Source organism: Streptomyces noursei (genome assembly GCF_001646665.1).
In the GTDB taxonomy this organism is placed as follows: Bacteria; Actinomycetota; Actinomycetes; order Streptomycetales; family Streptomycetaceae; genus Streptomyces; species Streptomyces lavendulocolor.
Window position 1 is genome coordinate 50,502 of record NZ_LWBU01000280.1, and the last position, 17,417, is coordinate 67,918.

The following is a 17,417-nucleotide window of genomic DNA, read 5'->3' on the forward strand; positions in this document are numbered from 1 at the left end:
TGTGAAGTTTACGTGGCCCGGGAAGTGCGGCCCGCCACGGCCTCCAGTACGTGCTGCGCCTCCACCCGGTCCTTGGCCCGGCGCCGGTCCTCCAGGACGGAGGTCCAGGCGTTGCGGCGGGCCGTCCGCTGGCCGCCGCCGAGGAGCAGCGACTCGACGGCGCGCAGCGCGTCGGTGACGCGCGGCAAGGCGTTGGCCCGGACCTCGCTGATGTCGGGTACGGGGCGCTGGTGGCGCGCCTGGGCTGCCGTGCGTACCTGCTGGGTCGCGGCCTGCATGTCGGGGGTCCTCCCTGGGAGCGGGTTCTGCGGGAGTGGGGGTTGTGCGCGGCGCTCCGCGCGCGGCGGCGTGTGCGCGGGGCGTACAAGCATCGTCACAGATCGGTGTTACCAGTGCGTGACCGACCGGTCAAACGCCGGTGAAGGCCGGGCGTGTGTCCCCGGACACGCCCGCGGCCCGTGCACGCCCCCCACCTGGGGGGTGTGCACGGGCCGCGGGAACGGTGCCTTCCGGCTTGTGCGCCGATTCACACGGCGGTCTGGCTCCGCCGCTCCATCGCCTGCTGGAAGAGACGGCCGGCCCGGTAGGAGGATCGGACCAGCGGACCCGACATCACACCGGAGAAGCCGATCTCGTCGGCCTCCTCCTTCAGCTCCACGAACTCCTGCGGCTTGACCCACCGCTCCACCGGGTGGTGGCGGACCGAGGGGCGCAGGTACTGGGTGATGGTGATGAGCTCGCAGCCCGCGTCGTGCAGGTGCTGGAGCGCCTCGCTGACCTCTTCGCGGGTCTCGCCCATGCCGAGGATGAGGTTGGACTTGGTCACCAGGCCGGCCTCGCGGGCCTTGGTGATGACCTCCAGCGACCGCTCGTAGCGGAAGCCGGGGCGGATGCGCTTGAAGATCCGCGGCACGGTCTCGACGTTGTGGGCCAGCACCTCGGGGCGGGCGGAGAAGACCTCGGCGAGCTGCTCGGGCACCGCGTTGAAGTCGGGGATCAGCAGCTCGACCTTGGTGTGGCCGCCCTCGCGGCCGGCCGTCAGGGCGTGGATCTGGCGCACGGTCTCCGCGTACAGCCAGGCGCCGCCGTCCTCCAGGTCGTCGCGCGCGACGCCGGTGATGGTGGCGTAGTTCAGGTCCATCGCGACGACCGACTCGCCGACGCGGCGCGGCTCGTCCCGGTCCAGCGCCTGCGGCTTGCCCGTGTCGATCTGGCAGAAGTCGCAGCGCCGCGTGCACTGGTCACCGCCGATGAGGAAGGTGGCCTCGCGGTCCTCCCAGCATTCGAAGATGTTGGGGCAGCCCGCCTCCTGGCAGACCGTGTGGAGCCCCTCGCTCTTGACGAGTTTCTGGAGCTGGTTGTACTCGGGGCCCATCTTCGCCCGGGTCTTGATCCACTCGGGCTTGCGCTCGATGGGGGTCTGGCTGTTCCGGACCTCCAGGCGCAGCATCTTGCGTCCGTCGGGTGCGACTGCGGACACGGCTGGCTCCTACGGCTTCGATTCCTCGGCGAACACCAGGGTACGCCCGATAAAAGTGTGGCCTTCTCGACGGCCGTCGTTACGCCTGGCCAACCTCTGGCCCAAGGGGTGCATTCCCGGCGCGCCGAGCGGCCTAGGCGGTCGCCACGGGCTCCGCGTCCCGCCCGGTCTCCCGGGGCCTGAGCTCGGCGTTCTCCAGTACGTCACGCAGATGGCGCTCCACCACGGGCAGCACCTCGGCGATCGTCACCTCGCGGCCCAGCTCCTCCGAGAGCGAGGCCACACCCGCGTCCCGGATGCCGCACGGGACGATCCGGTCGAACCAGGTGTTGTCCGGGTTCACGTTCAGCGCGAAGCCGTGCATCGTGACGCCCTTGGCCACCCGGATGCCGATCGCGGCCAGCTTGCGGTCCTCGCGGCGCTGTCCGGCGTTGGACGGGGCGTACTCGGGCCCGTTCATCCGCGGATCGAACTCGTCGTCGTGCAGCCGAGGGTCGAAGTCCAGCGACAGACCGCCGAGCGGCGGCCGCTGCTCCACCGGGTCGCCCAGCACCCACACACCGCTGCGGCCCTCGACGCGCGAGGTCTCCAGGCCGAAGTCCGCCGCCGTGCGGATCAGCGCCTCCTCCAGGCGCCGCACGTGCGCCACCACGTCCACCGGGCGCGGCAGCTTCATGATCGGGTAACCGACGAGCTGGCCGGGACCGTGCCAGGTGATCTTGCCGCCCCGGTCGACGTCGATGACCGGCGTGCCGTCCAGGGGCCGCTCGCTGTCCTCGGTACGCCGTCCGGCCGTGTACACCGGCGGGTGCTCCAGCAGCAGGCAGGTGTCGGGAACCTCGTCGGCGAACCGGGCGGCGTGCACCTCGCGCTGCATGTCCCACGCCCGCTGGTACTCGACCGCTTCCGCGCCGAAGCCCGCATGGACGAATCGCAGCTCACTCACGGCAACGCCTCCCTAGAACCTTGCAGAGTGCATTCATCGCGCCCCACGCCACTGTACGGCGGAGCCGGCGGCCGCGGACGGGCAGGTGCGCCCCTTGCACGGATCCGGGGCCGCCCGTCAGCGGCGCCCTCAATCCTCACACGATCGGATGAATCTGGGGCGAAGGTGGCGGTACGGGCGTCGATGGCAGCTAAATTCGCGCCGTTCCAAGGGGGTCTGCACCCCGGCCCATAAGGCAAGGCAGGAGACCGCACAGCCGATGACGGATCGCCCCCCGCAGCGCACCCCCAACCGCCAGCTCGCCGCCCTCATCGCCGAAGCCGGCTTCTCCAACGCCGGCCTCGCCAGACGCGTCGACCAGCTGGGCCTCGAACACGGGCTGGACCTGCGGTACGACAAGACGTCCGTGACCCGCTGGCTGCGCGGACAGCAGCCGCGCGGCACCACACCGGCGCTGATCGCCGAGGTCTTCACCCGCCGCCTCGGGCGCCGGCTGTCCGCCCAGGACCTCGGCCTGGACGCCTGCGCACCGGTCTACGCCGGACTCGAGTTCGCGGCCACGCCCGAGGAAGCGGTCGACATCGTCAGCGGCCTGTGGCGCAAGGACTCCGGCAGCCACGCCGAACTCCGCAAGATCGCCTTCACCCCGGCCGGGCTCGTCGTCCCGAGCCGCGACTGGCTGATCGGCCGCGCCGACGAGCGCGTCGGACGCGGCGACCCCCAGCACCCGGCCGAACCCCGCGTCCCGGCCCAGGGCCGCGCCCCCGCCGTGTCCCTCACCGCCGTCCCGGCAGCCGCCGCCGTACCGCGCCAGCGCTCCACCGACCGCGGGCCCGGACAGCGCGTCACCGGCGGCGACATCGCCGCCCTCCGGTCCGTGGGTGAGCTGTTCCGCACCCTCGACCACGCCTACGGCGGCGGGCACGCCCGCCAGGCCCTCGTGCGGTACCTGGAACACGAGGCCGAGCCCATGCTCCGCGGCGTGTACGGCGAGACGGTCGGGCGCCGGCTCTTCGGCGCGGCCGCCGACCTGACCCGGCTGGCCGGCTGGACCTCGTACGACATCGCCGCCCACGGCCTCGCCCAGCGGTACTTCGTCCAGGCCCTGCGGCTCTCCCAGGCCGCCGGCGACCGAGCCTACGGCTCGTACGTCCTGATCACCATGAGCCGCCAGGCCGTCTACCTCGGCCACGGCCGCGAGGCCGTGCAGCTCGCCCGCGTCGCCCAGCAGGGCGTCGGCTCCTCCGCGCCGCCCGTCGTCCAGGCGATGCTCCACGCCGTCGAGGCACGCGGCCACGCCGTCCTCGGCGAGGTACGCGCCTGCACCTCCTCCCTCGTCCGGGCCGAGCGCGCCCTGGACGCCGCCCGGCCCGGCGACGACGTGCCGTACTGGGCTCGGTTCTTCGACGATGCACAGCTCGCCGACGACTTCGGCCACTGCCACCGCGACCTCCAGCAGTACCGGGCCGCCGCCCAGCACGCGGAACGCTCCCTCCAGCTGCGCGCGCCGGGCTTCGCCCGCAGCCGCCTCTTCTGCCGGATCGTCCTCGCCACCGCCCGCCTGGGCCTCGGCGAACTCGACCAGGCGTGCGCGCTCGGCGCGGAGGCCGCCCAGCAGGCCGCTGAGATGCGCTCCGCCCGCGCCGTGGAGTACGTCCGCGACTTCGAGCGTCGACTGGAGCCCTACCGGGACGCGACCGCCGTCCGGAACTATCGGGACCGGGTGGGGGCCATCGGCTGACCCGGCCCGCCCGGCCCCGTGCCCGCCCGGCCGGCGGCCCGGGGCCGGACCTGACGCCGCCTAGGCGGCCGCGCGCAGAGGGGGTGCCGTGTACGCCACCGGAACACCGAGGTCCCGCATGACCGCGTCCGCGGCCCGCCGCCCCGACCGGTACGCGCCCTGCACGGTGCTCGTGTCGCGGTGGTCGCCGCACACGTACAGCCCGCCCAACAGCCGCACCGGCCGCCGCGGATCGTGCGGCGGCGGCATCGCCGGCACGGCCTCCGGATCGTGGTGGACGGCCAGCAGCTCCCAGTCGCCGGTCCCGGCGCCGTACAGGCCCGCCAGCTGCCTGCGCACCCGCTGGTCCAACCGGTCCGGCGGGGCGCCCAGCACCGTCGAACTGATCAGTACGCGCCCGTGCGGCGCCCGCGCCGGGTCGACCTCGCTCATCACGGCCGAGTGCGACACCGGCCCCGTACGGTCGGCGTCCAGGACGAGCGCCGCGTCCGGCAGCGGCGCGACGGGCGCGGTGTGGTGCAGCACCGTGACCGGGTGGAAGCCCGGCACGCGCAGCCCCGGCAGCAGCTCGGCGGCCGCCCGGGCGCCGGTGGCCACGATCAGGGAACGGCAGCTCAGCTCCCCGTGCTCGGCCGTGACCACCTTGTTGATCGACGCGTCCTTCACATGGACCCCGGTCTTCACGGTGCCCGGCGGCAGCGCCGCCGCCAGCCGCTCCGGAAGCGCGGCGGCCCCGCCCGCGGGGACGCACAGCCGGCCACGGGCGAAGTCCCGCAGCGCCAGGTCGGCGCAGTGACTGGACGTCGTCAGGTCCGGGTCCGACAGCAGCGCCGCCAGCAGCGGGCGGACGAACCCGCTGACGGTACGCGCCGGCAGCCCGCGACCCGCGAGCGCGTCCGCCGCCGGGCGCTCCGGGCGGGCCAGCAGCCGGGAGTCACCGGTCGCCGCCAGCCGGGTCAGCACGGCGCTCAGCCGCGCCTGGTCCAGCGGGCGGGGCGTGCTCGCCAGGGCGCGCGCCCTGGCCCAGCGGGCCGCGCTCCTGCCCACCTCGCCGGTGCGGTGCAGCCGCCCCTCGCTGTGCACCAGGACGCCCGGCTCGAAGAGCCGCAGGTCGGTGCCGCCGAGGGCGGGGTACGAGGTGCTGAACAACTGGCCGGTCCGGTCCAGCCGGAAGCCGTCGACCCGCTCGGTGGCCATCCGGCCGCCGATGCGGGAACCGGCCTCCAGAACGCTCACGGTCACTCCCGCGCTGGTCAGCCGATGAGCCGCGGAAAGTCCCGCGACTCCGGCTCCTACGATGACGACGTCCGCGTGGCGTGCGTGCTTGAGCACGTGTCCCTCCCCGGGGTGGCGGTTCGGTGCGTGGGGGGCTCATGCCCTTAACAGGGCGGAGGAATACCCGCGTTCGGGCTTCGAGCGTATGAGCGGGCAGTGTGCCCGGTCACACGCGCGCGCGGGGGGTCACCGAAGCAACGGGGGTCGCACGCGGCCGGAATCCTCCGGGCGGCCGCGGCGGCTCTTCGCCCGACGGTCGGGCTCGCTCCGGTGGTGCGGGTCGCCCTGCCGGGCGCCGGTTTCCGTGGGGCCCGCCCGGTGCCGGTTGCCGTGGGGTCCGCTCCGTGGCGGGTGTCCCGGGCTCTCGCTTCGCTCGTTTTACGCCCGGAACACCCCCCACTGCGCGTTCCCCTTCCGGGGTGGGCCCGGGGTGGTTTGCGCCGGTGGGAGGGTGTCGGGGCCGGAGGCGGGGGGTGCTCGGACGTAAGACGAGCGAAGCGAGAGTCCGAGCATCCCCCGCCGCAGGACCCGGCACCCGCCCCCACCCACCGGGCAGGAGCCGAACGGCCAGGCACCCCCACCCACCGGGCAGGCGCCGAACGGCGAGGCACCCCCCGGGCGCGGCGCCCCGCGGCGACCGAGCCCCGCCGGGCGACCCCCGCTAGGCCGCCGAGGCGATGGCCGCGTCGATCGTGGGGAAGGCGAAGCGGAAGCCCGAGTCCAGCAGCCGGGACGGCAGTACGCGCTGGCTGCCGAGGACGTCGGACGCGAAGTCGCCCAGCGCGATCCGCAGCGCCGGGGCGGGCACGTGCAGGAGGGCGGGGCGGCGCAGGACGCGGCCCATCGCGGCGGTGACCTCCCGGTTGGTGACCGGGTCGGGGGCCGTGAGGTTCACCGGGCCGGCCAGGGACCCGGTGTCCAGGATGTGCCGCAGCGCGGCCACCTCGTCGTGCAGGGCGATGAAGCTCCAGTACTGCTCGCCGTTGCCGAGCCGGCCGCCCAGACCGGCGCGGAACAGCGGGAACAGCCGGCCCCACGCACCGCCCTCGCGCGCCACGACCAGCCCGGTGCGGGCGTACGCGACCCGGATGCCCGCCTCCTCCGCGGCCGTCGCGGCAGCCTCCCACTCGACGCACACCGACGGCAGGAAACCGTCCCCCGCGGGTGCCGTCTCGTCGACGGCCCGCGTGCCGGTGTCGCCGTAGTAGCCGAGCGCCGTCCCGCACAGCAGGACCTTCGGCGGGGTGTCCAGCGAGGCGACGGCCCGCGCGATCGCCGTCGTGCCGAGCACCCGGCTGTCGCGGATCTCCCGCTTGTACGCCTCGGTCCAGCGCCGCTCGCCGACGCCCGCGCCCGCGAGGTGGACGACGGCGTCGCAGCCCTCCAGGCCGGCCGTGTCGACGTGCCCCCGCGCCGGGTCCCACTCGACCTCGTCACCGGACCGCGCCGGCCGGCGCACCAGCCGGACCACCTCGTGGCCGTCCGCCCGCAGGGAGCGGACCAGGGCCGAACCGATGAGCCCCGTGGCGCCGGTGACCGCGATACGAGCGATACCGATATGTTTCATGGCCCCATCCTGCCGCGTGGCACAGTGTCGGGCATGACCACCCCGCTCATACGTCCCGCCCGTCCCGAGGACGACGACGCCCTCGGTCAGCTCGACCGCGACACCTGGTCGCCGCTGCACGCCGTGGTGCCGAGGCCGCAGCCGCCGTTCGACCCGTTCTTCGACTCGAACCACCGCCCGCAGGACTTCCTGGTCGCCGAGGCCGAGGACGGCACCCTGACGGGTTACATCCGTCTCGTGCCCCCCACGCGTCTCGCCTGCAACCGGCACGTACGCCAGATCCAGGGGCTCGCCGTCGCCGACCGGGCGCGCGGGCGCGGCGTGGCGCGGGCCCTGCTGCGCGCGGCGTGCGAGGAGGCCGCCCGCCAGGGAGCCACCCGCGTCACGCTGCGGGTCCTCGGTCACAACAAGCCCGCGCGCAGCCTGTACGCCTCGGAGGGCTTCGTCGTCGAGGGCGTCCTGCCGGGGGAGTTCTTCCTGGACGGGCGGTACGTCGACGATGTGCTCATGGGCCGCGCCCTGCCGGTCTGATCACACGCCGAAGCGGTCCCACAGCCGGGGGAAGCGCTCTTCCAGCGCCGTGTCGTCGTCGAAGTCGAACGGCGTGCCCTCCGGTTCGGGGGCCTGCGGCGGGATGCCCAGATCCGGCGCGACGGCACCGGTGAGCTGCTCGTACGCCTCGTCCGCCGCGTACCCCAGTTCCTCGCCGTCCCCGTCGATCTCCTCGTCGAAGTCGTCCAGCAGCTCCGCCAGCGAGTCCGGCTCGTGCACCGCGCCCTCGAACACCTCCCGGCCCTGGCCGATCAGCCAGCAGCGGAAGTAGTCGAACGCGTCGTCGCTCGCACCGCCCAGCAGCACGGCGGCCGCGCCCCACAGGTCCCAGGTGTACGCCCGGTTGTAGCGGGCCTCGAAGTGCCGGGCGAAGTCCAGCACGGAGTCGGGGTCGAGCCGCAGCAGCCGTTCGACGAGCAGTTCGGCGTGGTCCTCGGGGTCGCCCTCGGCGGCCTCGCGGGTCGTGTCGATGATCTCCCAGAACTCCGTTTCGTCCATCACGGGACAAGCATCCTGGGTCGCGGGTGACCGTGCACGCGGAGCGGCCGAAATGAAACCGGACAGAGGATGTCTTCTTTGCCGGGCACCGTGGTCTTATGACGAACGACTCGACGCACAGCAGCGCACTCGCCGGCACCATCGCCCTCGTCGCGGGCGCCACCCGGGGCGCGGGCCGGGCCATCGCCGTACAGCTCGGCGCCGCCGGGGCGACCGTGTACGTCACCGGCCGCACCACGCGGGACGGCGTCAGCGAGGTGGGGCGCCCGACCGAGACCATCGAGGAGACCGCCGAGCTGGTCACCGCGGCGGGCGGTGAAGGCATCGCCGTACCGGTCGACCACCTCGTACCCGACCGGGTCCGCGCGCTGGTCGCCCGGATCGACGAGGAGCACGGGCGCCTCGACGTCCTGGTGAACAGCCTGTGGGGCGGCGACCACCTCATCCCCTGGGGGAAGAAGATGTGGGAGACCGACCTCGACCAGGGACTGCGGATGCTGGAGCTCGGGGTGCGCAGCCATGTCATCACCAGCAGCTGCGCGCTGCCGCTGCTGATCCGCAACCCGGGCGGGCTGGTCGTGGAGATGACGGACGGAACGGCCGAGTACAACACGCGGTTCCGCGAGAACTTCTACTTCGACCTCGCCAAGACCGCCCCGCTGCGCATGGCCTTCAGCCTCGGCGAGGACCTGAAGGAGGTGGGCGGCACGGCGGTGGCGCTCAGCCCCGGGTACCTCCGCTCGGAGGCGATGCTGGACATCTACGGCGTGACGGAGGAGAACTGGCGGGACGCCGTCGCCGAGCACCCGCACTTCGCGATCGCCGAGTCGCCCGCGTACGTCGGGCGGGCCGTCGCCGCGCTCGCCGCCGACCCCGGCCGGCACCGCTGGAACGGACGGTCGCTCTCCAGCGGGCAGCTCGCCCAGGAGTACGGCTTCACCGACACCGACGGGTCGCGGCCCGACGGCTGGGCGTACTTCATCGACGTCGTGCACGGGGGCAAGGACGCCACCGCCGACGACTACCGGTAGAGGCGGGCCAGCCGGTCCGCCGCGTCCGCGAGCAGCGCGCGCAGCGAGGCCGGCTCCAGCACCTCCGCCTCCGGCCCCAGCCGGAGGAGCTGGCCGTATGCGACCTCCTCCGACTCCACCGGCAGCGTCACCGTCACCCGGCCCTCGGCGTCCGGCGGGCCCGCCGCCCCGAGCGCCTCCTCGGCGGCGGCCCGGTCCGTGACGTACGGCAGGGCGCGCGCCCCGGCCTCCGTCAGCCGCACCACCGTCTCCGTACGCAGGATCGAGCGGGCGAAGTCGGCCGCCCGCTCCTCCCAGAACGCCGGCAGGTCGAAGTCCCCGTCCCGGACGAAACCGTCGTCGGCGAGGGTCACGGCGGTGAACCGGTCCACCCGGTACACCCGGAACGACCCCTCGGAGCGGGCGCACAGGTACCAGACGCCCGCCTTCAGCACGAGCCCGTACGGCTCCAGCTCGCGCGTCACCTCGGCGTCCCGGCGGCGGTAGCGCGCCGAGACCCGCCGGTCGCCCCACACCGCCTCCGCGACCACCGGCAGCAGCCCGGGCGTCTCCGGCTCCTGGTACCAGCCCGGGGCGTCCAGGTGGAACCGCTGCGCCACCGAGGACGGCGCGTCCCGCAGCGACGGCAGCAGCGCGGCCGACACCTTCAGACGGGCCGCCGAGGCCGCGTCGTCCAGGCCCATGCCGCGCAGCGCCCCCGGCACGCCGGACAGGAACAGTGCCTCCGCCTCACTGCGCGCCAGGCCCGTGAGCCGGGTCCGGTAGCCGCCGACGAGCCGGTAGCCGCCCGCCCGGCCCCGGTCGGCGTACACCGGCACGCCGGCCTCGGACAGGGCGAGGGCGTCCCGGGTGATGGTGCGCTCCGAGACCTCCAGCTCGCGGGCGAGCTCGGCGGCCGTCATCGACGGGCGGGACTGGAGCAGGAGCACCATCTTGATCAGCCGGGCAGCGCGCATGTCCACATCATGCAAGAAGCCCCCGCCGGAGCGGGGGCCTCGTGCGACGGTCCTTACAGGCCGTAGCGCTCGCGGGCTTCCTTCACCTGGGAGGCCGGCACCTCGCCGCGCTTGGCCAGCTGGGCCAGCGCCGCGACCACGATCGACTCGGCGTCCACGCCGAAGTGGCGGCGGGCCGCCTCCCGCGTGTCCGACAGGCCGAAGCCGTCGGCGCCGAGCGAGCTGTAGTCCTGCTCGACCCACTGCGCGATCTGGTCCGGGACCTGGCGCATGTAGTCGCTGACCGCCAGCACCGGGCCGGGGGCGTCGGCCAGCGCCTGGCGGACGTACGGCACCCGCTCCTCGCCGCGCAGCAGTGCCGCGTCGGCCTCCAGCGCGTCGCGCCGCAGCTCGGTCCACGAGGTGGCGGACCACACGTCGGCGGTCACGCCCCACTCGGCGGCCAGCATCTCCTGGGCCTTCAGCACCCAGTGGATCGCGGTGCCGGAGGACAGGAGCTGGAGGCGGGGGGCGTCCGCCGTGACGGGGGTGCCCTCCTTGAACCGGTATAGGCCCTTGAGGATGCCCTCGTCCACGCCCTCGGGCTTGGCCGGCTGCGGCATCGGCTCGTTGTAGACGGTCAGGTAGTAGAAGACGTTCGGGTCCTCGCCCGGGGCCGCCTCGCCGTACATCCGGCGCAGACCGTCCTTGACGATGACCGCGACCTCGTACGCGAACGCCGGGTCGTACGTCAGCGCCGCCGGGTTGGTCGCCGCGATGACGGGGGAGTGGCCGTCGGCGTGCTGGAGGCCCTCACCGGTCAGCGTGGTGCGGCCGGCGGTGGCGCCGACGAGGAAGCCGCGGCCGAGCTGGTCGCCGAGCTGCCACATCTGGTCGGCCGTGCGCTGCCAGCCGAACATCGAGTAGAAGATGTAGAACGGGATCATCGGCTCGCCGTGCGTGGAGTACGCGGTCGACGCGGCGATGAAGTCGGCCATGGAGCCGGCCTCGGTGATGCCCTCGTTGAGGATCTGGCCGTCCTTGGCCTCGCGGTAGTACATCAGCTGGTCGCGGTCGACCGGCTCGTACGTCTGGCCCTTCGGCGAGTAGATGCCGAGCGACGGGAACAGCGACTCCATGCCGAAGGTGCGGGCCTCGTCCGGGACGATCGGCACCCAGCGCCTGCCGGTCTGCTTGTCGCGGATCAGGTCCTTCATGAGCCGGACGAAGGCCATGGTCGTGGCGACCGACTGCTGGCCGGAGCCCTTGTCGAACGCGGCGAACGTCTTGTCGGCCGGGGCCGGCAGCGGGTCCAGGGCGTGCATGCGGCGCGCCGGGGCGGGGCCGCCGAGGGCCGCGCGGCGCTCCTGGAGGTAGCGGACCTCGGGGGAGTCGGCGCCGGGGTGGCCGTAGGGCACCTGGCCGTCGACGAAGGCGGAGTCGGCGATGGGCAGGCCCAGCAGGTCCCGCATGCCCTTGAACTCGTCCACCGAGAGCTTCTTCATCTGGTGGTTGGCGTTCTTGGACTCGAAGCCCTTGCCGAGGGTGAAGCCCTTCACCGTCTGCGCGAGGATCACCGTCGGGGCGCCCTTGTGCTCCAGGGCGGCCTTGTACGCGGCGTAGACCTTGCGCGGCTCGTGGCCGCCGCGGGAGTACTGGAAGCACTCGATGATCTTGTCGTCGGAGAGCAGCTTCGCCATCTCGACGAGGGCGGGGTCCTTACCGAAGAAGTCCTCGCGGATGTAGGCCGCGTCGCGGGTCTGGTACGTCTGGATCTGCGCGTCCGGTACCTCGCGCAGCCGGCGTACCAGCGCGCCCGTGGTGTCGAGCTGGAACAGCTCGTCCCAGGCGTTGCCCCACAGCGACTTCACGACGTTCCAGCCGGCGCCGCGGAACTGGGCCTCCAGCTCCTGCACGATCTTGAAGTTGGCGCGGACCGGGCCGTCGAGGCGCTGGAGGTTGCAGTTGATGACGAAGGTGAGGTTGTCCAGCTCCTCACGGGCGGCGAGCGCGAGGGCCGCCGTCGACTCGGGCTCGTCCATCTCGCCGTCGCCGAGGAACGCCCACACGTGGGAGTTCGAGACGTCCTTGATGTTGCGGTTGGTCAGGTAGCGGTTGAACCGCGCCTGGTAGATCGCGGAGAGCGGGCCGAGGCCCATCGACACCGTCGGGAACTCCCACAGCCAGGGCAGGCGGCGGGGGTGCGGGTAGGACGGCAGGCCGTTGCCGCCGGACTCCTGGCGGAAGTTGTCCAGGTGCTGCGCGTTCAGCCGTCCGTCGAGGAAGGCGCGGGCGTAGATGCCGGGGGAGGCGTGGCCCTGGATGTAGAGCTGGTCGCCGGAGCCGTCCTGCTCCTTGCCGCGGAAGAAGTGGTTGAAGCCGGTCTCGTAGAGCCAGGCGGCGGAGGCGAAGGTGGCGATGTGGCCGCCGACGCCGTACTTGGAGCCGCGGGAGACCATGGCCGCCGCGTTCCAGCGGTTCCAGGCGGTGATCCGCGCCTCCATCTCCTCGTCGCCGTCGAAGCCGGAGCCGGCCTCGGCGGCGGTGGGGATGGTGTTGACGTAGTCGGTTTCGAGCAGCTTGGGCAGCGCGAGACCGGCGCCCTCGGCGCGCTCCAGGGTGCGTCGCATCAGGTACGCGGCGCGGTGCGGCCCGGCGGCCTTCGCGACGGCGTCGAGGGACGCCTGCCACTCGGCGGTCTCCTCGGGGTCGCGGTCCGGCAGCTGGTCGAGCTCGCTCGGCTGGATGCGGGTGGGGTCGGTCATAGTCGCCGCCTTCCGGAGTCGAAGGGGTTGGAGCCCTTGGTCTTGGCAGGACAGGGCGAGGGGACCTCTGTTGAAGTCCGCGGACGACTGTACGACCGTGATCGATGATCGATCAAAGCGTTGAGCGAAAAATCTTCGCTCCAGAGCCAAAGTCGGCATTCGGTGCCACGAAAATGGGCACCCGGTGCCTTGTTTTCGCAGGTGACCGCAGCGAATGAGCGCGCGCGGCGCCCGATGAGCGGGAGGCGCGCGCCCCCTTTCTTTGAGGCTCGGTTCGCCTCCGGGGACGCTTCAGCGTGCGCCGACGGTCGATCGTGCTCGGTCCCTCGTTCCTCGGAACCTCCGCGCGTTCTCCCTTTCAGCGCCCGCGCGCCCCTTCACCTCACTCGCCCGGCGCGAAGCTAGGCGCGCGGAGCGCAGCCGAGCACGTGTTCCTTCACCAGGACCCCGATCCGGGGGTCGCGGCGGCGGAACGCCTGCACCAGTTCCTCGTGCTCCTCCGCGTACGACTTCTGTACGGTGCCGAGCCAGCGGATCGACAGTGCCGTGAAGACCTCGATGCCGAGGCCCTCCCAGGTGTGCAGCAGCACGCTGTTGCGCGCGGCCCGCACCAGCTCCCGGTGGAAGCCCACGGTGTGCCGCACCTGCGCCGTGCCGTCCGCCCGCGCGTCCGCCTCGTACAGGGCCGCCACGTGGGGCTCCAGGGCCGAGCAGTCCTCGCCCAGCCGGTCCGCCGCCAGCTCGGCGGCGATCTGCTCCAGGCCGGCCCGCACCGGGTAGCTCTCCTCCAGGTCCGCCGCCGTGAGGTTGCGCACCCGGACGCCTTTGTTGGGTGCCGACTCGATCAACCGGAGGCTCTCCAGCTCCCGCAGGGCCTCCCGCACGGGCGTCTGGCTGACCGCCAGCTCGGTGGCGATGCGCCGCTCCACGATCCGCTCGCCCGGCTTCCAGCGGCCGCTGACGATGCCCTCCACGATGTGCTCGCGGATCTGCTCGCGCAGCGAGTGGACGACGGGCGGGGTCATGGGGGCTCCTTCGCGGCTGCGGCGGTCGTTCGCCATTATTCCGCCCGGTCAGGCCGTACGGCGGCCCCGGGCGGGAGACACCGGTCACGCCGTCGTGCCGTGAACACGACGGCGGCGCCCCCGGTCCGGAGAAGCTCCGGACCGGGGGCGCCGCCGTCGTACGCCTCGATGCTGGGGACTACAGGCCGAGGTCGACCTCGAACTCGCCCGCCTCCAGGATCGCCTTGACGGCCGTCAGGTAACGGGCCGCGTCGGCGCCGTCCACCAGACGGTGGTCGTAGGAGAGCGACAGGTACGTCATGTCGCGGACCGCGATGGTCTCGCCCAGGTCCGGGTGGTTGATGACCACCGGGCGCTTGACGGTGGCGCCGATGCCCAGGATGGCGACCTGGTTCGGCGGCACGATGACCGTGTCGAACAGCGCGCCGCGCGAGCCGGTGTTGCTGATCGTGAAGGTGGCGCCGGACATGTCGTCCGGGGTGAGGCCGCCGCCACGGGCCTTGCCGGCCAGCTCCGCGGTCTTCTTGGCGATGCCGGCGATGTTCAGGTCGCCCGCGCCCTTGATGACCGGGGTCATCAGACCCTTCTCGGCGTCCACGGCGATGCCGATGTTCTCCGAGTCGAAGTACGTGATCGTGCCCTCGTCCTCGTTGATCCGGGCGTTGATGACCGGGTGGGCCTTCAGCGCCTGGGCCGCCGCCTTGACGAAGAACGGCATCGGGGACAGCTTGACGCCCTCGCGGGCGGCGAACGCGTCCTTCGCGCGGCCCCGCAGCTTCATCAGCTTGGTGATGTCGACCTCGACGACCGAGGTCAGCTGGGCCTGCGAGTGCAGGGCCTTCATCATGTTGTCGCCGATGACCTTGCGCATCCGGGTCATCTTGACCGTCTGGCCGCGCAGCGGGGACGCCTCCAGAGCCGGGGCCTTGGCGGCGGCCGGGGCGGCCGCGGCGGGAGCCGGGGCAGCGGCGGCGGCCTTCGCGGCCTCGGCGGCGGCGACGACGTCCTGCTTGCGGATGCGGCCACCGACGCCGGTGCCCTTGACCGACGCCAGGTCGACGCCGTTCTCGGCGGCGAGCTTGCGGACCAGCGGGGTCACGTAGGCGCCGTCCTCCGCCGGGGCGGAGGCCTGCGGGGCGGCCGGGGCGACCGGCGCGGCCGGAGCGGGCGCCGGGGCGGCGGGCGCGGGCTGCGCCGGAGCCGCGGGGGCGGCCTGGGCCGGAGCCGGAGCGGGAGCGGGAGCCGCGGGGGCGGGAGCCGGGGCCGCGGGGGCGGCCGGGGCGGGAGCCGGAGCGGCCGGAGCGGGAGCCTCGGCGGCGGGCGCCGGCGCCGGGGCGGCCGGGGCCTGCGCGGCGGCCGGAGCGGCACCCGGGGCGCCGATGACGGCCAGCTTGGCGCCGACCTCGGCGGTCTCGTCCTCGGCGACCACGATCTCCAGCAGCACGCCGGAAGCCGGCGCCGGGATCTCGGTGTCGACCTTGTCCGTGGAGACCTCGAGCAGCGGCTCGTCCTCCGTGACCTCCTCGCCGACCTCCTTCAGCCAGCGGGTGACGGTGCCCTCGGTGACCGACTCGCCCAGCGCGGGCAGCACGACGTCGGTGCCCTCGGCCGAACCGCCGCCGGCGGCGGCCTCGGCCGTCGGGGCCGGGGCGGGCGCCTCGGCCTCCGTGGACGGGGCGGCCTGCGGGGCCTCGGGGGCCGGGGCCTCCTGCGTCGGCGCGGCCTCCTGCGCCGGCGCGGACTCCTGCGCCGGGGCGGCCTCGGCGGCCGGGGCGCCCGAGCCGTCGTCGATGACGGCCAGCTCGGCGCCGACCTCCACCGTCTCGTCCTCGGCGACCTTGATGGAGGCCAGGACGCCGGAGGCGGGGGCGGGGATCTCGGTGTCGACCTTGTCCGTCGACACCTCCAGCAGCGGCTCGTCGGCCTCGACGCGCTCGCCCTCGGCCTTCAGCCAGCGGGTGACAGTGCCCTCGGTGACGCTCTCGCCGAGCGCCGGCAGGGTTACGGAAACCGACATGGTTTCGGTTGCTCCTAACGAATTGCGGAAAGTGGTCGTCGCGCCCGGACTGAAGGCGTCAGTCGTGGGAGTGGAGGGGCTTGCCGGCCAGGGCCAGGTGGGCCTCGCCGAGCGCCTCGTTCTGCGTCGGGTGGGCGTGGATCAGCTGCGCGACCTCGGCCGGCAGCGCCTCCCAGTTGTAGATCAGCTGCGCTTCGCCGACCTGCTCGCCCATGCGGTCACCGACCATGTGGACGCCGACCACGGCACCGTCCTTGACCTGGACGAGCTTGATCTCGCCCGCGGTCTTGAGGATCTTGCTCTTGCCGTTGCCCGCGAGGTTGTACTTCAGGGCGACGACCTTGTCCGCGCCGTAGATCTCCTTGGCCTTGGCCTCGGTGATGCCGACGGAGGCGACCTCGGGGTGGCAGTACGTCACCCGCGGCACGCCGTCGTAGTCGATCGGAACGGTCTTCAGACCGGCCAGCCGCTCCGCCACCAGGATGCCCTCGGCGAAACCGACGTGCGCGAGCTGGAGGGTCGGGACGAGGTCGCCCACGGCCGAGATCGTCGGCACGTTGGTGCGCATGTACTCGTCGACCAGGACGTAGCCGCGGTCCATCGCGACGCCCTGCTCCTCGTAGCCGAGGCCGGCCGAGACCGGGCCGCGGCCGATGGCGACGAGCAGCACCTCCGCCTCGAAGGTCTTGCCGTCCGCCAGGGTGACCTTGACCCCGGTGTCGGTGTACTCGGCGCTCTGGAAGAACGTACCGAGGTTGAACTTGATGCCGCGCTTGCGGAACGCGCGCTCCAGAAGCTTCGAGCTGTTCTCGTCCTCGACCGGGACCAGGTGCTTCAGGCCCTCGATGATCGTGACGTCCGTGCCGAACGACTTCCACGCGGAGGCGAACTCGACGCCGATGACACCGCCGCCCAGGATGATCGCGGACTCCGGGACCCGGTCCAGGGTCAGGGCGTGGTCCGAGGAGATGATGCGGTTGCCGTCGATCTCCAGGCCGGGGAGCGACTTCGGCACGGAACCGGTGGCGAGGAGGACGTGGCGTCCCTCGACCCGCCGGCCGTTCACGTCCACCGAGGTGGGGGACGACAGCCGGCCCTCGCCCTCGATGTAGGTCACCTTGCGGGAGGCGACCAGACCCTGCAGGCCCTTGTACAGGCCCGAGATCACGTCGTCCTTGTACTTGTGGACGGCCTTGATGTCGATGCCCTCGAAGGAGGCGAGCACGCCGAACTGGTCGGCCTCACGGGCCTGGTCCGCGACCTCACCGGCGTGGAGCAGCGCCTTGGTGGGGATGCAGCCGTTGTGCAGGCAGGTGCCGCCGAGCTTGTTCTTCTCGATCAGTGCGACGTCCAGGCCCAGCTGCGCACCCCGCAGGGCCGCGGCGTACCCGCCACTGCCACCGCCGAGGATCACTAGGTCGAAAACGGTGCTGGCGTCGTTCGCCACGTCACGTCCTCCATGCATGTGCGCCGGTCGCCGGTCGTCCACGACCGGGCGGCGGCTGGTGTTCGGCCGCTGATTCTTCGGCCCTGTGGTGGGGGCCCTGTCCTGCCGAGAACCCATCTTCGCACTTGTTGCCGGGAC

14 protein-coding genes are annotated in these 17,417 nt (G+C 73.0%); 3 read left to right on the forward strand and 11 right to left on the reverse strand.

Going from position 1 to position 17,417, the window contains the following annotated elements:
* Nucleotides 1-8: 8 nt before the first annotated feature.
* The 3 genes from A4V12_RS21405 to lipB all read right to left on the reverse strand — a co-directional run bounded on the left by A4V12_RS21405 (nucleotide 9) and on the right by lipB (nucleotide 2,426).
* Nucleotides 9-212 (reverse strand): SCO2195 family GlnR-regulated protein, encoded by a 204-nt coding sequence (locus A4V12_RS21405; RefSeq protein WP_064071076.1) that lies wholly within the window; start codon nucleotides 210-212, stop codon nucleotides 9-11.
* Between the two features lie 314 nt (nucleotides 213-526).
* The gene (lipA, locus tag A4V12_RS21410) at nucleotides 527-1,480 is read right to left on the reverse strand and encodes a lipoyl synthase (RefSeq protein ID WP_064071024.1); all 954 of its coding nucleotides are present in this window, start codon (nucleotides 1,478-1,480) and stop codon (nucleotides 527-529) included.
* Nucleotides 1,481-1,613: 133 nt separating this feature from the next.
* The gene (lipB, locus tag A4V12_RS21415; RefSeq protein WP_064071025.1) at nucleotides 1,614-2,426 is read right to left on the reverse strand and encodes a lipoyl(octanoyl) transferase LipB; all 813 of its coding nucleotides are present in this window, start codon (nucleotides 2,424-2,426) and stop codon (nucleotides 1,614-1,616) included.
* 259 nt (nucleotides 2,427-2,685) lie between these two features.
* Between lipB and A4V12_RS21420 the strand changes: the two genes are divergently transcribed.
* The gene (locus A4V12_RS21420) at nucleotides 2,686-4,167 is read left to right on the forward strand and encodes a hypothetical protein (RefSeq protein WP_064071026.1); all 1,482 of its coding nucleotides are present in this window, start codon (nucleotides 2,686-2,688) and stop codon (nucleotides 4,165-4,167) included.
* A 60-nt stretch (nucleotides 4,168-4,227) separates the two neighbouring features.
* Here the strand turns inward: A4V12_RS21420 and A4V12_RS21425 are convergent, their stop codons facing one another.
* Together A4V12_RS21425 and A4V12_RS21430 are read right to left on the reverse strand one after the other, a co-directional pair.
* A complete protein-coding gene (locus tag A4V12_RS21425) occupies nucleotides 4,228-5,499 on the reverse strand; it encodes an NAD(P)/FAD-dependent oxidoreductase (RefSeq protein ID WP_064071027.1) in 1,272 nt (423 codons plus the stop codon).
* Nucleotides 5,500-6,103: 604 nt separating this feature from the next.
* Complete coding sequence (locus A4V12_RS21430) at nucleotides 6,104-7,009, reverse strand: TIGR01777 family oxidoreductase (RefSeq protein WP_064071028.1); 906 nt, start codon at nucleotides 7,007-7,009, stop codon at nucleotides 6,104-6,106.
* Nucleotides 7,010-7,042: 33 nt separating this feature from the next.
* Between A4V12_RS21430 and A4V12_RS21435 the strand changes: the two genes are divergently transcribed.
* The gene (locus A4V12_RS21435; RefSeq protein ID WP_064071077.1) at nucleotides 7,043-7,540 is read left to right on the forward strand and encodes a GNAT family N-acetyltransferase; all 498 of its coding nucleotides are present in this window, start codon (nucleotides 7,043-7,045) and stop codon (nucleotides 7,538-7,540) included.
* Here A4V12_RS21435 and A4V12_RS21440 read toward each other — a convergent pair whose 3' ends face one another.
* Nucleotides 7,541-8,059, reverse strand: a complete 519-nt coding sequence (locus tag A4V12_RS21440; RefSeq protein ID WP_064071029.1) for a DUF4240 domain-containing protein — start codon at nucleotides 8,057-8,059, stop codon at nucleotides 7,541-7,543.
* Nucleotides 8,060-8,157: 98 nt separating this feature from the next.
* On the opposite strand from A4V12_RS21440, the gene A4V12_RS21445 reads away from it, so the two are divergent.
* Nucleotides 8,158-9,090, forward strand: a complete 933-nt coding sequence (locus tag A4V12_RS21445; protein ID WP_064071030.1) for an SDR family oxidoreductase — start codon at nucleotides 8,158-8,160, stop codon at nucleotides 9,088-9,090.
* Here the strand turns inward: A4V12_RS21445 and A4V12_RS21450 are convergent.
* The 5 genes from A4V12_RS21450 to lpdA all read right to left on the reverse strand — a co-directional run bounded on the left by A4V12_RS21450 (nucleotide 9,081) and on the right by lpdA (nucleotide 17,279).
* Entirely contained in the window at nucleotides 9,081-10,046 is a 966-nt protein-coding gene (locus A4V12_RS21450) for a helix-turn-helix transcriptional regulator (protein WP_064071031.1), read from the reverse strand. The two genes, A4V12_RS21445 and A4V12_RS21450, sit on opposite strands and share 10 nt — an antisense overlap.
* Nucleotides 10,047-10,099: 53 nt before the next feature.
* Complete coding sequence (aceE, locus tag A4V12_RS21455) at nucleotides 10,100-12,790, reverse strand: pyruvate dehydrogenase (acetyl-transferring), homodimeric type (RefSeq protein ID WP_064071032.1); 2,691 nt, start codon at nucleotides 12,788-12,790, stop codon at nucleotides 10,100-10,102.
* 401 nt (nucleotides 12,791-13,191) lie between these two features.
* Nucleotides 13,192-13,815 carry a GntR family transcriptional regulator gene (locus A4V12_RS21460; RefSeq protein ID WP_064071033.1) on the reverse strand — a complete coding sequence of 208 codons (624 nt, stop codon included), beginning with the start codon at nucleotides 13,813-13,815 and terminating at the stop codon, nucleotides 13,192-13,194.
* Nucleotides 13,816-13,993: 178 nt separating this feature from the next.
* A complete protein-coding gene (gene sucB, locus A4V12_RS21465; RefSeq protein WP_064071034.1) occupies nucleotides 13,994-15,832 on the reverse strand; it encodes a 2-oxoglutarate dehydrogenase, E2 component, dihydrolipoamide succinyltransferase in 1,839 nt (612 codons plus the stop codon).
* Nucleotides 15,833-15,890: 58 nt separating this feature from the next.
* Nucleotides 15,891-17,279, reverse strand: a complete 1,389-nt coding sequence (gene lpdA / locus A4V12_RS21470; protein WP_064071035.1) for a dihydrolipoyl dehydrogenase — start codon at nucleotides 17,277-17,279, stop codon at nucleotides 15,891-15,893.
* Nucleotides 17,280-17,417 lie beyond the last annotated feature (138 nt).

Bases quoted from the DNA above. Each gene is read 5' to 3' on its own strand.
- A4V12_RS21420 (WP_064071026.1), top strand. From the start codon at position 2,686: ATGACGGATCGCCCCCCGCAGCGCACCCCCAACCGCCAGCTCGCCGCC.
- A4V12_RS21430 (WP_064071028.1), bottom strand. From the start codon at position 7,009: ATGAAACATATCGGTATCGCTCGTATCGCGGTCACCGGCGCCACGGGG.
- A4V12_RS21435 (WP_064071077.1), top strand. From the start codon at position 7,043: ATGACCACCCCGCTCATACGTCCCGCCCGTCCCGAGGACGACGACGCC.
- A4V12_RS21440 (WP_064071029.1), bottom strand. From the start codon at position 8,059: ATGGACGAAACGGAGTTCTGGGAGATCATCGACACGACCCGCGAGGCC.
- A4V12_RS21445 (WP_064071030.1), top strand. From the start codon at position 8,158: ATGACGAACGACTCGACGCACAGCAGCGCACTCGCCGGCACCATCGCC.
- A4V12_RS21450 (WP_064071031.1), bottom strand. From the start codon at position 10,046: ATGCGCGCTGCCCGGCTGATCAAGATGGTGCTCCTGCTCCAGTCCCGC.
- aceE (WP_064071032.1), bottom strand. From the start codon at position 12,790: ATGACCGACCCCACCCGCATCCAGCCGAGCGAGCTCGACCAGCTGCCG.
- A4V12_RS21460 (WP_064071033.1), bottom strand. From the start codon at position 13,815: ATGACCCCGCCCGTCGTCCACTCGCTGCGCGAGCAGATCCGCGAGCAC.
- sucB (WP_064071034.1), bottom strand. From the start codon at position 15,832: ATGTCGGTTTCCGTAACCCTGCCGGCGCTCGGCGAGAGCGTCACCGAG.